We start from the raw sequence: 16,011 nt of genomic DNA on the forward strand, positions 1-16,011 counted from the left end.
CAGCGACAACACCACTGGTTAAACTCTGTGCACAACAGGTAACGACATGGATTCGCATGAAAAATTGCGAGCGTAAGTTGGGAAAAAGTTATGATTGGTCATGAGTTCGATATTGGATTTAACGTCGACAAGGTGCAAGGGCAAGCATATCTGGTGTCAGAGGATGCCCGTATCGTCAACCTCCGTGCGGGGATGCAAATTTCACCGAATCAGGTTGTGTTGACGAACGTCAACAGTTCTGTCGTTGTCAGCAATAACGAACAACGTTTCGTCTTTGATGGGAAGTGTGCATCTTGTTTAACGCCGATGAACGATGCGGAATTTGCACTTCACACTGCAGGGCATAGTGCCACCTTCAATCCTGATGCGTTCAACGACAGTGATGTGCCTTTTGGCCTTGATGTTGCCCAACTCCAACAACTGATTCTTGACGGTGTTGACCCAACAGAAGTGTTTGAAGCGTCCGCTGCCGGTGAAGGAGCGGGATCTGCCAATGCGGGTTTTATTGTGGTGGATTATGGTTATGCGGAAACACTGGCTGAAGCCGGGTTTGATACCACAGGCCCGCAAGCCGGCCTGAATAATGATGTCGAACGCCTTGGCGCAATCATTAGCGATGAAGACTCAGAAGAAGCAGAAGATGAGGATCTCCCCGTTGGGCCAGATATCGATGCCGTCGGCGGACAGCGTGCCGCACTTTCTGTCACCGAAGGCGATTTGGATCTTCTCCCTTACGGGACGCCGGACACCACCAACTTTGTGATTGAAGCAGGGATAGAAGCCCTTATTCCCGGCTCGTTGCAGATTGCGCCAAGCGATTTGGCGATTGTTGATGCAGAACTGGCGCAGATCACCGCCAATGGCGACGCAGTGGTTTTTACCCGCCAAACCAACGTTGATGCTCGCGGTGTCGGTACTTTCACCCTCACAGGGACAGTGAATGGAGATGTCGTGGTGGAGCTGGTGATCACCGCGACTCAAAATGGTAATGACTTAAATGTCAGCGCCACATTGGTTCAAAACGGACCACTGGGCCATACATCGGGTGCCGGTACTTACGTCAATGTGGATGGAGAAAGGATTACCATCAACCTGCCGCTGCAAGTGGCAGACACCGGCGGCGATTTGATGCAAAACCCGGCGCAACTCACGCTTGAAAGCAATGATGGCGCAGCACCGGCCCTTGCTGATGCCAACGTAGAACTGACAGAAGTGGCTGCGTCACTGGTCGGGAATACGGCAACCTCGACAGAGGGGGTAGATCTCGGCAGTGATTCGATAGCCAGCGTCAACTTTGATGCGTCTGCTGCTGAGGCCCAGTTTGTTGGTATCACCAGCCATGGACAGCCAACCACGGTAGATACCTCGGTCCTCGGTGTGATCACGCTTTACACTGACAATGGCGATACACCGGAAAAAATCCTCGAAATTTCACTGAAACCGTCCGACACACCGGGCGAGCCTGCCGAATATTCCGTTACCCAATACCAGCCGTTTGATCAGCATAGTGACAGTGACGGAGATGATGACGACAACAGCACCACGTTTACTTTCCCCTTCACAGTGACGGATGCTGATGGCGATGTCAGCAACGAGTCGGAGGTGTCATTCAAGCTGATTGATGGTGAAGTGGCAGAGGGAGGTAAACGAACGGACGAAGGTGGCTTTGCCTTGGATGTGGTGGCGCTGTTTGAACAGGGAACGCCGGAAGACCAATCCACCCCCAGCAGTGTGTCAGAGACGTTTACGATTGAGGCGACAACGGACAGGCTGAATCCGGCCACACTCTCCATCGAAGAGATGGAGGTGCTGAAAACCGAACTGTTGGAGTTACAGAATAACGCCGGTGAGCACGTTGACGACGTGACCGTCACAGAAACCACAGATGCAGAAGGCAACCCGACGTTTACCATCACTGCCAGTATTCATGGTGAAACAGCACTCGAACTTTCCATGTCAGCAAAGCAAGGGGCCAATGGCCTTGATGTTGATCTTGAGTCCACCCTTACCCAATACCAACCGCTTATCCACCCGCAGGATCCCAACACCGAAAATCTGTCTGGCCGGGTAACTGCGGATGGTTCTCAAATTGTGATTGAAGTGCCGGTGCAGATAGAAGACACCGACGGCGACAGACTCGTCGATCCAGACGATCCCAATACAGAATCTGCCCGGGTGATCACCTTTGCGGTGCTGGATGATGATTCCACCCTTTTTGATTTCAATGCCAGTGATGCTGTGCGTGTAGATGAAAGCGGCATTGATGATGGAACGGGCGCCCATCCGGGTTCGAAAGCCAGCGGCACACTGAATTTCGATGATGCCGGTGACGATGGCAGCGCTCTCACACTCAATTCAGATAAAGCATTTGGTGATGCTGTATCTGGTTTTGGGCTGAGAACCAATGAGCCCATACTGGTCAAGCATTCGGATGGCCAGATGATCCCACTGACGGCGGTGGCTGATCCCGGTGACGGAGCGAATCAAATTGGTTCGCCTGTCACTCTCGCCGAGGAAAATCCTGGGAGTAATACTTATCCAAAAACGTATTTGGGCCAGGCGGATGATGGCAGCGGCAATACCCGCAACGTGTTCCAGATCCAGTTATATGAAGACGGTACGTTTGATTTTGAGCTCCTGTCGGCACTGGTACACGAACAAGGTGATGGCGCCAATGAACTGACCTTCACGCTGTCAGGATACGCGGTTGATGCAGATGGCGACGAAACTCCCCGCATTAATGTGCCGATTGTGGTGACCGATGATGTTCCACATACCCAGGGTACGCTCGACATGGCGCTGGATGATGCGCCGTCCGGTGACATTACCGCAACAGTGGATGTCTTTGCGTTGACAGATCCTGCCTCTGTACCGGGGATTGAAAATCTGAGTGGTGCGGATGCGACAACGTTCATTACTGCTATTTTTAATGGCAGTGAGTGGGTCGACGTTTCTACAACACGCCCAACAGAAATCGACATTTATTCTGCAGACGACCCTTCGCTAACGCTAGGTACCGTAAGCATTGATCCACGCAACGAACCTGTGGGTGAAATCATCTTTACGATGCAGCCTAATCTGGAAAATCCGGAGGAAGTGCTGCAACAAGGTCTGCAATACAAAATCACCGACTTTGATGGTGATACCGCAGAGGGTGAAATCACGCTCACCATTACCGATCAGATACCTACCTTATCATTTACTGATGTGACGGGTAGTGAGGATCAGGGACAGGCAGACTCTAATACCGAATCTGCCGGCGTTGATGGCAGTGCGGGCATTCCCATCAATATGCAGCTTAATCTGGGTGACAATGATTTAGGCGAAGCCTATGAAGATGGCGGTCGGCTAATACTGAACGGTGAGGTGACCCTGACCACCCGGGATGAAGCCGGTGATATCGGGGGCACCTTCTACTTTAACGGCGTAGAAATCTTGCCGGATGCCGATGGCAACATTGTGCTGAGTGCTGATATGTTTGAGGCTGCCAGTACAGATGAACCATTAATTTTTAACCTTTCAGGCGTCACCTTTGTGCCGGATCCGGATTATTCCTCTTTTGATGGCACCAACCTTATCCAGTTTGACGTTGAACTGGAAGTCAATGGCCACTCACCGGTGATGTCTGCTGATACCCTCGACATCACGGTGGAAGGTGTGGCCGATGTGCCAAACCTGAGTCTGATCGGAGAAGCCGCTGACGGCGTGTTTGAAGTGGATGAGGACCATGTGCGTTTCGGTGCGGATGATTTTGTCTTGGCAGATCTTATCTCAGCGGAGCTGCAGGATTCGGATGGCTCTGAAACCCTGCGATACGAATTTACTCTGTCACCGGACAGGGGAGAGCTGCTGGGAGGGTTTATTTCTGGCGGAAACGGATCTTATGTACTCTCAGACCCATCCCAACTGGACAAGGTGCGTTTTGTGCCAGATCCGGATTTCAGCGGTGATGTGACGCTGACAGTTAAAGCCGTTTCTAGCGAATCCGCACCGGCCAGCGAGGAAGAAGCGTCAGCAGAAACCTCGTTTGTCTTCCGCGTGGAACCCCAAGCTGATGAGGCACGGCTGACGGTTCAGCGGGTGTTTGGCAACGAAGATGCCGGTAATCCAGATCCGAATCTTGCTGAAGGCGATGCCATCTTGCTGGCGGACAAAATTTCACTGACCACACTGAGCTCGGACAACGATGGTTCAGAGTCACTGTTTGTCAGGTTGTTTGATTTGCCAGACGGTGCGGTATTGCAACTCAATGACGGCGGTGTCCTCACACCGCTGACCGATGCAGACCGCATTTCCGTCGATGACATCGACAAACTGGAAATTATCCCGCCTGTCCACAGCAACGAAAACTTCACCGTTCAAGTGGAAGGCATCGTCGTAGACACTGCACCGGATTCGCCTGTTGACGAGCGCATTATTCCTGCGATGTCACTGGCAGTGATTGTCAAGGGTGTGGCAGACGCGCCAGTATTTGAGGCTGAAAATCCGGGGACTGAACCGGGGCAATGGCTGGTGGATGATGTCACGGGCAAGGTCACGACGACAGTGCCTGAAGACGGTGTCGAGGGTGACGGTCTGGTGGCTGTCGACTTTACCGTGATCTCCGGTGAAAAAGCACTGGCACCGGATGACACCTCCGAGTCACTCTCAATGATCATTGTCAATCCGCCACAGGGCGTCGGGTTTGTTGTCAAGCATGCAGACGGATCACTGACGGAGGCTGAACTGGCGTTTGCCGGGTGGGAAACCGATGACAACGGCATGTCAGTGCCGGCTTACTCGGTCGATCTTGCTGCACTGGCAGGGCTGGATGTGTATATCAAGTTGCCGCCACATACCACCGAAGATCTGCACATTGTCACGCGTTTGATTGCCACTGAAAATGACGGTGATACCAAAGCGATTGACACGGTAGTGGAAGTCATCATTGGCCCGCCAGTGATTGATGCCGATGACCGTTATACCAACCCGGAAATCACAGGGTTTGAAGATCGTTGGATCACTGTCGGTTGGCAGCCAGACCTGTCTATTGCTGGAGCACCGGACTCCGATGCTCCAGGCGTGGTAGAAAAAGTGGTGGGTGCGACAATCTCCGGCTTTGCTGATACCGACAGCGTGCAGCTGGTTAATGGTTCAGAGACAGTCAGCCTGATACCGGTAGGAGGAGAAATCACCCTGACCGACGAGCAGATTGCGGGCGGTTACCAACTGCAGGTGAAACGTGAAGAACACAGCGATGCCGACCTGACATTGACCACGTCTGTCACCGTCAGGCAGGAAGATTTTGAAGGTGTCAACCAGGCTGAGAAAGTGGTTGAAGGCACCATTAACATCAATATTGAAGCCCGGGTGGAAACCGAAGCCAGCGAGCTGCAACTGCTGCAAGGTGGAACACCGGTGACGGAAATTTCCACGGGCAGCAAAGGGCGGATAGTGCTTCAGGAAGGGGTGAATTTCGCCCATCCGGATGATTCCAGCGACGAAGTGGTTGTCCGTATTGTGATCACCAATCTGGAAGACGGTTTCTACGTCGACAACGCCGAAAGTGATGGTAAGGGTGGCTGGGTGCTGAACGATCCCAATGATTTCAGCATTGTTGCGCCTCCGGGCTCTTCCGGCCAAACCACGTTTACTATTTCAGCCATGATTCAGGATTTAGGTGATGCTGGGGAGGGTGACAGCAGTGCGCTGGCACCCGTATCAAGCGCGGTGATCACCCTGAATTATGAAAACACCACATCCTCGCCGCACGAAGCCTATCAGATAGCGCCACCGACAGAGACGGTTGTTATTGAAGGGGATGAGGACAACGAAATTTCATTGGCGGCCGTGGGCGAAGCACTGGAATTCCCCGCGGGCGGCGAGGGCGTGTCACCGTTTGACCAAATCACCGTCGTGATTAATGGCGCTGATATTCCCCCCGGCACAGTGGTTAAAGGCGTACGCTACCATATTGATAACGACACTTACATCTATGAAATACCGGGGCGTCGTGACAATGGTAATTCTTATCCCGAAGGGCTCGATCTCTCCGGCTTGACAGTGACACCGCCGGATGATTATGCCGGGGAATTGCTCATCCCAATAACGGTGGTCAATATTGACAGCCGCAGTGGTGACACCAAAACCACTACGTTCCCGGTTCAACTGAATGTGAAACCACTGGTTGACCTTCCGCCGCCCGATGGGGCTGAGCAGCCGAGTGACAATTCCGGTGAGCTGTCATTCGTACTGGGTGTGAATGGCACCACTGGTCTGAATGATGAAATCTCCCCTCAACCGCTTGAACCGGGTGAAACCGAAGGCGCGTATCCGGGACAGGCGTTGGAAGATGGCCTGATTTCCCTGAGCCTTCGTGCAACACTTGCGGACACTGACGGTGCCAACGGGGAAGAAGCGATCAGCGGTGCTGTGCTGACCGTTCCCGTTTCAGCAGGCGTCTTTGTGCTGAGTGATGGTACTGAAGTTTCCACGATTACGCTTACAGGCGCTGAACTGGGCGATATCAAATTCAGACCGGCTGGAGATTTCAGTGGCATGGTGAACATTGATGCCCAAATCATGCTCACGGATACTGCCACGACAGGTACAGACAGCCGCGGTGTGAACACCACCTTGTCTTTCGATGTTACCGCCGTGAACGATGAGATGACATTCACTCAAAACGGCAGCGAGCTGTCTGATGGGGACGTGGCGGAAATTCAGGTAGAAGAAGATGCCAATAGCGGTATTTCTCTGGCAGAGCTCGGGGCATCTTTCAACGACATTGATGGCTCTGAACATCTGGTTTCAGTTTTGATCCAAAATCTGCCAGAGGGCTTCACTATGGCGGCACCGGCGGTGAATGCAGGCGCAGGCAGTTGGGTTATCCCGGCAGGTGCGATAGCAGATTTAGCATCGCTCTCAGCGATTACAGTGCAGCCACCGCGCGATTTCAGTGGCACCGTCGCATTCAACGTCACGGTTTTCACACAGGAAGACAGTCTGAGCCAGCCACACGGGTTCAGCCAGTCGGTCTCTGTCACCGTCGATCCGGTAGGCGACGGCGCAAATGTGTTTGCCGCAGGCTCAGCGGCAAACACAGAAGATACCGCGGTGGCACTGGATGTTGAAATCCGCGCCAAGGATGACCGTGATGCTGTGCAGGAAAGCCCGGGCGTGAATGAAAACGCACCGGAAACCTTGTTGATCACTATTGTTGGTGTGCCGGAAGGCGGGCAAATTGTGTTGCCTGATGGCGTAACCGGGACAGTCACTCCAGAGGTCGCTGACGGTGGAAATGTGGTTGTTGAAATAACAGATACCCAACTCGATGGCCTGACGTTTGTTCCGCCGCAGGATGTTAATGGCACGTTCACGCTGGATCTGGCAATTCAGACCGTGGATAACGGCGCAGTGTCAGACGATGTCGTGAACAAGCAAATTACGGTGAATGTCAGTGCGGTGAACGATGCGCCGGTTAACATCCTGGCAGACAGCTATGACGCTGAAGAAGATACCGTTCTGACTATCACCGATCTTCAGGTCGAGGATGTAGATGCCCGTGAAGGCGCAGGCATTGTGAACGTTCAGCTTTCGGTTGGTGCAGGCAGCACGCTGGCGCTGTCGGGAGAAAACGCAGACATCAATATTTCTGGTGAGGGTAGCAATCTTCTCAGGTTGGAAGGGGATATTGATGCCATCAACGCCCTGCTGCAAGAAGGGGTTGAATACCAGTTTGCCGGAGAAAACACGTCTGGCGAAGACAGCCTGACCATGACGACCCGTGATCGCAGCAATGCGGGTTCCGGTGGACAGAAATTTGACCGTGACACCGTGGCGATTGTCATCGCACCGAAGTCAGACACACCGGCGCTTACTGCCGCGTCGCAACTGGCGTCTATGCGTGCAGCCACCGGCGCGCTGGTACCACTGCTTGGCTTGATGACAACCTTGGTTGACCCCATCGACAATGAATTCTCGCTCATCTTTAGTGGCCTTGGCACCGCTGCAGATCTGGTGGATGCCTCTGGCGCACCGGTCGGCACCAATAATGGTGACGGCTCCTGGACGCTCAGCCAAACCGAGCTGGAAACCCTGACACTGAGCGATCTCAACTTGCGCTTCAGTGCGCAGCCTCCCAGCGATATCACAGTAACGGCTTTGTCAGATGTCGGGGATGGCAATCCAAAAGAAGCCACACTCACCATCAATGTCAACGTGGTGGATACAGAAACCACGGGCGTATTGAACGATGCTGACAACAGCGCGGACAATCTGGTTGTCGATGGTAATACGTCGGCACAGGTTCATGGCGGCGCGGGTGAAGATGTCGTCGTGGGTGGTCTGGGTGAAGACATCCTTGTCGGCGGCGCAGGCGATGACGATATCTGGGGCGGTGAAGTGGGTGGCACGGGTGATGGCGACGCTGACACCTTTAAATGGGTCTCCGGTGATTTTGGTGATGCCGCCAATGTCGCAAACGACACCATCAAAGACTTCGAAGCCGGTATTGACGTGATTGATATCTCGGATGCGTTTGATGCCAACGGCATCATTACATTCACCGATTTGGCGAACCGTCTGGATATCCAAACCGTCGAAAGCAATACCCGCATTCAGGTGCTGGACGATACCAGCGCACCGATTCAGAACATCATTGTCGAAGGTGTTACGCTGAATGAGTTGCTCGGTATGGATGCAACCGGGCTGACACAGGATGAAATCCTCGAATCCATGATGATGTCCGGCCAACTGGTGGTATTCGATCCCACCACCCAGTTTGGTACGGAAGCAGATGACACACTGACAGCCGGTGACGATAGTGAACGTATTTACGCTGGGGACGGTGATGATACGCTGGCGGGGGGCCTGGGCGATGACATTCTGGTCGGTGGCGCAGGGGATGATCTCCTGACAGGGGGGGCGGGTGATGACACCTTTGCTTGGTCAGGGTCAGACGTTGAAACCGGCACGGTTGCTGTGGATACCATTGCTGATTTCGACGTCGGTAACGAAACCACGGGTGACAAGCTGGATATTTCCGCGCTTCTGCCAGACACCGTGGACAGCAATACCAGTGTTGATGTCTTGCTGGGCTACATTACGCCAGAAACAACGGATGACGGGCTGACGCTGCATATCTCCCAGACCCCAGGCAGTATGAAGGTTCAGGATGTGGTACTTGATGGCATGGGCCTGACGGACCTTGGTCTGACAGACAGTGCCACGCCTTCGCAAATCCTGACGGAGCTGGTGCAGCTCCAAACACTCAAGTTGGACTAAACGAATCAGTTTCACCCTGCTAAAGCACTGCGAAAGCGGTGCTTTTTTACGATTATTGCTCGATGAATCAATAAGCTTGAGGTAGTTTATATCTAGACAATCACAAGTGACGACAAGAACAATGAAAACCCTATACGCACACCGGGGAATGTCTGCTCTGGCCCCGGAAAATACACTTTCTGCCTTTGCCCTTTGTGCCGAACATGGCCTGAAGTGGGTGGAGTGTGATGTTGATATCCTTGCTGACGGCACCGTTGTCATCAGCCACGACGATACCCTTGACCGATGCACCAACCGTACAGGCAGCCTGTACGACCAGACCATTGACGATCTGGCTGACATTGATGCAGGTAGCTGGTTCAGTGACGATTTTATCGGAGAACCGCTTCCCACCTTTGAGCAGTTCATTGCGCTGGCCAACAAACATCAGCTTAACGTGAATGTAGAAATTAAATCCTGCACCTCCGGCTGGGATAACACCGAACGCCTGATCGACGGAGTGATTGAAGGGTTGGAAAAGCTCGACAACAACCTGGATCTGTTGGTTTCCAGCTTCAACCCACTGGCTTTGGCTGAATTTAAACGCCGTTGTCCGGATGTGCCGGTCGCCTGCTTGTTTGAACCTCAACTGCCGGAAGAGTGGCTCTCCATCTTGCAAGCATGTAAGGCAGAAGCCATTCATGTTGCCAACGAAGGCCTGACCAAAACAATGGTGTTGGAAATGAAAGAGCAGGGCTATGCCGTGAATGTTTACACCGTCAATGACCTGATGCGTGCCAACCAGTTGTTCAACTGGGGGGTAGACGGCATATTTACCGACATCGGCCACCAATTCCCATCCCGTTACCGTAGCGGCTAAAAACCCCACAAAAGTGATAGGTATGACAAATTGAATCTATACGCATCAACGATTATACCTATCACTTAGCACGTCATAAGATAGTCCCATAAACGGTTGAGGCATGAACCTCGCCAATCACAGTGCAAGAGATAAGGGGACGGATATGACACCAATTAATATTGGTATTCAAGAGCAAGACAGGATTGCAATTGCAGAGGGCCTGAAACGTCTGTTGGCGGATTCATACACCTTGTACCTGCAAACCCACAACTTCCACTGGAATGTGACCGGTAAGCAGTTCCGCGAACTCCACGCGATGTTTGAAGAGCAGTACAATGCGCTGGCATTAGCGGTAGATGAAATCGCAGAGCGGATCCGTACGCTGGGCGTGGCTGCACCGGGCACTTACAAAGCGTTTACTGAGCTGAGCGCCATTGAAGAAGTAGAAGGCGTGCCAACGGCGGATGAGATGGTGGACTTTCTCACCAAAGGCCATGAGCAGGTTGTCCGCACAGCCCGTGATGTTCTGAAACTGGCACAGGATGCCGACGACGAATCTTCTGCATCACTGGTATCAGATCGCATGCGTGAGCACGAAAAAACTGCCTGGATGCTGCGTGCCATGCGTGAAAACGGTTAAGCCGTAACGATTCTTGTAAGCAATGTTCCGTAAGACAGGGGCCGCCGACGGGCGGCTTTTGTGGTTGGTTTTTTAAGGCCAGACATTAAAAAAGGTAGATTTTCCGGAAAACATCAGCCAATCACCTGGAAAAACATCTTGATACTGAGTATGACGCAAAGCACCCCGATGATTTTCTTGAGGGTTTCACTTGGAAAGTAACAAGCCAAACGAACGCCAACTCGCGTGGTGAAATAACTGCTTATTGAAAAGGCAATCATCGCGGGCAGGTAAATATAGCCCAATATCATGCTGTCCAGATCAGTGTTGCCCCAGCCGTTAATTAGGTAACCCAAACTGCCAGATAGCGCGATAGGAAAACCAATGGCAGCCGATGTGCCTATTGCCCGTTTTATCTCGAAATTTTGTTGAACCAGATAGGGAATAGTGAGTCCCGCACCGCTTATTGATACCAGTGATGAAACTGAACCTATTACAAACCCGGCAAAGGTATTGGCAACAGGCCCGTGCGGGTGAGGGTTAATACCGTATTCTTTCTTTATGAACATTTTATATGCCACAAAAAGCATAAACAGACTAAAGAATCCGGCCAGGTATATTCCCTGTAGATGCGAGGCGGTAAATGTTGCTAAAAATGTCCCGACAAGCACAGCGCCAGACATTTTTATTGTCATGTTTGAATCAACATTTCCTTTCTTTAAATGGGCTCTCATACTGCCAAATGTTGTTACAATCATCGCGGCCATGGAAGTTCCCAGTGCCAGGTGAACCACGTCTTCATTTCCTATTCCTTGTTTTGTAAATAGAAAAGTAAAAATAGGGACTGCCATTCCGCCGCCGCCAACACCGACAAGCCCGGCTAGCAACCCAATGCCCGTGCCTGCTGCTACATAATAGAAAATAAACAAATACTCATTCATAAAAACTCCATGTCACACGAATTCGGTGGGCTTTTTAAAATGCTAAAAGAAAACGAGTCGACCGTGATAACGTGATATGGACATTAAATAATGAAAAGTGGTCATCGGGCGGTTAGCTGGAGTAAAACTGATGATTTACCCCCAGAACAATCACGCATTCTCGGCGTCATTCTTGATGAAATTGGCCGGGCACCCCAAGAGAATCTCTATTTCCCGTTGCCGAAAGACCCGAGGCTACAAAAGATAGCCCAGTCGATGTTGGATGAGCCCGGTAACACAAAATCTGTAGAACACTGGGCCAGTGTCGGTGCCATGTCTTCAAGAACACTCAGGCGATTGGTCCGGGCTGAGTTAACTATGAGTTTTAACATGTGGCGACAACAGATATTGTTAATACATGCATTAGAAATGTTGGCGAGAGGGAACTCTGTCGGTGACGTTTCATTTGCTCTGGGTTATTCAACGCCGAGCAACTTTATTGCGATGTTTCGAAAAGTCTACGGAGAGTCTCCTGCACGTTATTTTTCCAAACGTGGATAGGGTGACGACTTCAATATGTGGCGTCAAATTAGGAGGAGGCGATAAAAACAGCGTTCTTGCTTTAAGAGAAGGAATGAATTTATTTGATTTTTTTTTAATTTTTTTTCACAAGATTTATTTTTTTTCATGAAGGATAGTGTATTTGTTTTTGGGCAGTGCTGTATTATTTTGTGAGTGAAAAGAGTTTGTTACTGATATAGGTTATTTGCGTTGATAACTCGTTTGATATTGCGTCACCACAACTTACAGACTCCTTAACATTTAGAGCTGCGGATAATTTTCAGTTTTTTAAACCTGCATTTTTTTGCATTGAGCAGGTGTTTATCCTAACGGAGATGATCTATGCGAACAATTTCCACGATTTCTTGTCCTTCCCCAGAAAAAAATATGTTAAAAGTCACTGAAAAAAGCGTAAGTTGTTTTCCAGTGAATATAAAACGTATTTCTAACGTACCCAATGGCGTTATATATTGTCCATTTAGTAATGAAGATATGGTCATGCAAGCCATGGGTATTAATACAGCACGGGTTTTAAAGGGGAAAGAACCGTTACCTATCATCTGCTCAATGTTAAATCGTGGTCTTCTAAAGGCCACCATAAACGAATTTAAAAATAAAGAACTTCAAGGAAGATTAAAAGACGGTGAAGTTTATGAGAAAAAAATGACACCATATATTCAATCAGTAGGTGTTGAGAATGTTCATAAAGCATTACCCAAGGAAACAAAAATACTTGGCGAGCACCTAGCACTTAAAAGACTCACAGTGGTTGATCCTAAATCACTGCCAGATAACGTGATTGAAAATATTTATGTGGTAGGGCATGGTGAAGCAGGAAGACCACATTTGTTTGAAACAACCAAATGTGATAGTGGCAGTAAATTAATAGCAGATGCGATGAAAGATTTGCATACTATTATTGGTAATAAGGTCAAACCAGATGTAAAAATAAAAATAACTGCGTGTGAAAGTGCGGATAGAGAAACATTAAAGTCTTTTGAAAAAACAGGTGATATATCAGAAAGAAAAAGAGGTACGGAACCTTTGGCTAAAAGTGCAAAATCAGAAGCCAATAAGTATTTCCCTCAATCTCGGGTGTTTGGGTATCACGGATTAGGCATTAGTCGTGGATACGACTATATTTCTAATGCCAGATGCTTGGTTTCTGATTTTAATGAGGAAAATGGCACGGTTAATAAATGGAAAAAAGCTAGCACTGTAAGAACAGAATTTTAGATTTTTGTATTTCTTCCTACTATTTTAATCAAAAATCTCTGATGTAAGTCAGTTGGAATGGTAATAATAAAGTGAATTACGTTATGATATTTAAAGGTTTTTGGGGTACTATTAGATATTAGCTTGGCTAGATTCCAAAGGCGAGAGCATGAATGGTTTGTTTCGAAATATTCATGAACTCGCCTTGATAGGTGGAGGGAAATATGCAAACCAAAATACTCATGTCATTTGTATTGGCGATATTGTGTTTCAGCGTAAGTGCCAAAGAGACGAAATACCAATCTGCGCTAACCGTAAAAACGGCATTCAGCGATGACAGAGGCAAGCCTGTTGACGTGTATTACTGGTATCCCACCAAGAGCGACAAAACCAACTTCACCTTTGGCAATGGCAAGATTTTTAAGCCAGTCGAAACGCAGTTAGATGCCCCGTTAGCTGATGGAAAATTTTCAGCCGTACTTTTGTCTTTAGGGGGAACACGGTCAGCTTTTTCCCATACGGGATGGATAGCATCAAACCTGGCGCAACAAGGTTACGTGGTCATTGTGCCTAAGCCGCCTGCACCAAATGACATCACGGCTGACATGGTGGTCGATGAAATCACATTCAGGACCAGTTGTAACCCTCCCCGAAAAGCGGGTCATTAGCAATTAGAGTTTTTCCGTTTACACTGAAACGAACGGAGAACGTCTGATGAAAAAATCACGCTACACGGAATCGCAAATCGTCAAGATCCTCAAAGAAGTGGAAGCGGGTCGAAAAGTGAACGAAGTCTGCCGTGAATACGGCATTTCCGATGCAACTTACTACAACTGGAAATCCAAGTACGGCGGCATGGAAGCTTCTGATGTTAAACGACTGAAAGAGCTAGAGGACGAAAATCGAAGGCTCAAACAGATGTTTGCAGATCTCAGCCTCGAGCATCGTATTGTCAAAGATATCTTAGAAAAAAAGCTGTAACGCCAGCGGTTAAACGTGAACTTGTGGAATACGTTCGGCAACACTTTCAGGCCAGCTTAAGGATGGCCTGCCGCGTGGTTGGCATCAGTGATTCAGTGTATCGGTATCGTCCTGACCCGCATCGTGATGATGAAGTCATTGCCAAGCTGCAGGAAGCGGTAGAACGTTACCCTGCGTATGGTTTTGGAAAACTCTTCAAAGTCCTTAAACGTTGGGGGCACGCATGGAACCACAAGCGAGTATATCGCGTGTATTGTTCGCTAAAACTCAATTTGAGGCGAAAGGGTAAGAAACGCCTCCCTAAGCGAGAACCAACGCCGCTTTGTTGTCCTGATTGGGCGAACAGTTGTTGGTCTATCGACTTTATGAGCGATGCCCTTGTCTGTGGCCGGCGTTTTCGCACCTTCAACGTTGTTGATGACTTCAATCGAGAAGTGTTGGCCATTGAAGTGGACTTGAATCTCCCCGCACCGAGAGTTATCCGAGTCCTAGAGCGTATTATTGCTTGGCGCGGTGCGCCTCAAAAACTACGCATGGACAACGGCCCTGAGTTTGTCTCAACGGCATTGGCCGAGTGGGCGGAAGAGAACCGCGTTGAGCTTGAATTTATCCGACCAGGCAAGCCAACAGAAAATTCATACATTGAACGCTTTAACCGAACCTATCGAACTGAAGTTCTCGACATGTATGTTTTTAAAACGCTGTCCGAAGTCCGAGAAATCACCGAAAACTGGATGAAGGAATACAACAACGAGAGACCGCATGACTCTCTCAATGACCTAACCCCTTGGGAATATCTGGCTAAGTATGAAAGCAGGAAAAGCTCTAATTTAGACTGTCACTAAAATGGGGAGGGTTACACAGTGACTTGGTGCTTGGGTTGTCTCAACTTGATACGGTTGAGACATTCGCTACAGGCGTGGAGTTTGATCAGGTATCCGGTGTTGGCTTTTTTCTGGGCGGCACATCGATGCTGATGCTCTCCGGTGCGCAAATAAGCCCGGAAAAATACCGGGCATCATGCGACAACAACACCAATATCGACTGTCGTTGGTTAAGCAAAGGCAACGTTGATATTGCAAATATTCCAGATGAAAAATTCCGCCAAATTAAGACAAAAGATACTCTGACATCTGTCGTCGTCATCAGCCCTGAACTGACCGAAACGTTTGTTCCCGAAACGCTGACATTGATAAAAAATCCCGTCACCGTCGTCTCGCTTTCTGCCAATCAACACCCCGCGCTGGTGCCTACCGAATCACTCGTTAACCTTCCCAATGTGACACTTCAAAACATTCCAGGCGCGAACCAGTTTAGTGCGTTCGCAGAATGCTCCGAGCGTGGCATAAAAATTCTCGCCTCAGAAGGCGAGGGAGCACTTTGTCACGAGCCCAGAGAGGCTTCAAGAAAGGACAGTCACCAGAAAATTTTGGATGTAATTCTGGCTGGGTTAACTCGATAATCGCACAGAATCTGACTATGCCCATTCGAGCTATTTAAGCAAACGGGCTTGTCCAACACTCAAATAACGTGTTGGCTGTGCGACACTTATTCTTTCTTGTTCATTGCCCACCTCAAAGGCCAGTGCTAACATTTGTGCACACGCCAAC

The 16,011-nt window shown here is 49.7% G+C and carries 9 protein-coding genes; 8 read left to right on the forward strand and 1 reads right to left on the reverse strand.

Going from position 1 to position 16,011, the window contains the following annotated elements:
- The first annotated feature begins 90 nt into the window (after nucleotides 1–90).
- The 3 genes from AC6IB1_RS08175 (at nucleotide 91) to AC6IB1_RS08185 (ending at nucleotide 10,745) form a co-directional block, all read left to right on the forward strand.
- A complete protein-coding gene (locus AC6IB1_RS08175; protein ID WP_497568592.1) occupies nucleotides 91–9,264 on the forward strand; it encodes a retention module-containing protein in 9,174 nt (3,057 codons plus the stop codon).
- Between the two features lie 121 nt (nucleotides 9,265–9,385).
- Nucleotides 9,386–10,123 (forward strand): glycerophosphoryl diester phosphodiesterase, encoded by a 738-nt coding sequence (locus AC6IB1_RS08180; RefSeq protein WP_005505897.1) that lies wholly within the window; start codon nucleotides 9,386–9,388, stop codon nucleotides 10,121–10,123.
- A 145-nt stretch (nucleotides 10,124–10,268) separates the two neighbouring features.
- Nucleotides 10,269–10,745 (forward strand): Dps family protein, encoded by a 477-nt coding sequence (locus AC6IB1_RS08185; protein ID WP_497568593.1) that lies wholly within the window; start codon nucleotides 10,269–10,271, stop codon nucleotides 10,743–10,745.
- A 113-nt stretch (nucleotides 10,746–10,858) separates the two neighbouring features.
- Here the strand turns inward: AC6IB1_RS08185 and AC6IB1_RS08190 are convergent, their stop codons facing one another.
- A complete protein-coding gene (locus AC6IB1_RS08190; protein WP_497568594.1) occupies nucleotides 10,859–11,665 on the reverse strand; it encodes a sulfite exporter TauE/SafE family protein in 807 nt (268 codons plus the stop codon).
- A gap of 90 nt (nucleotides 11,666–11,755) precedes the next feature.
- On the opposite strand from AC6IB1_RS08190, the gene AC6IB1_RS08195 reads away from it, so the two are divergent.
- The 5 genes from AC6IB1_RS08195 (at nucleotide 11,756) to AC6IB1_RS08215 (ending at nucleotide 15,863) form a co-directional block, all read left to right on the forward strand.
- A complete protein-coding gene (locus AC6IB1_RS08195) occupies nucleotides 11,756–12,205 on the forward strand; it encodes a helix-turn-helix domain-containing protein (RefSeq protein ID WP_497568595.1) in 450 nt (149 codons plus the stop codon).
- A 342-nt stretch (nucleotides 12,206–12,547) separates the two neighbouring features.
- Nucleotides 12,548–13,441, forward strand: a complete 894-nt coding sequence (locus tag AC6IB1_RS08200) for a hypothetical protein (RefSeq protein ID WP_497568596.1) — start codon at nucleotides 12,548–12,550, stop codon at nucleotides 13,439–13,441.
- A 203-nt stretch (nucleotides 13,442–13,644) separates the two neighbouring features.
- Nucleotides 13,645–14,088, forward strand: coding sequence for an alpha/beta hydrolase (locus AC6IB1_RS08205; protein WP_497568597.1), 444 nt, complete (start codon nucleotides 13,645–13,647; stop codon nucleotides 14,086–14,088).
- 46 nt (nucleotides 14,089–14,134) lie between these two features.
- A protein-coding gene (locus tag AC6IB1_RS08210) for an IS3 family transposase (protein ID WP_497566779.1) occupies nucleotides 14,135–15,246 on the forward strand; the annotation gives its coding sequence in 2 pieces (ribosomal slippage) (nucleotides 14,135–14,387 and nucleotides 14,387–15,246; 1,113 coding nt in all).
- Between the two features lie 35 nt (nucleotides 15,247–15,281).
- Nucleotides 15,282–15,863, forward strand: a complete 582-nt coding sequence (locus tag AC6IB1_RS08215; protein ID WP_497568598.1) for an alpha/beta hydrolase family protein — start codon at nucleotides 15,282–15,284, stop codon at nucleotides 15,861–15,863.
- Nucleotides 15,864–16,011: the final 148 nt, after the last annotated feature.

The organism is Grimontia sp. THUN1695 (assembly GCF_059704325.2).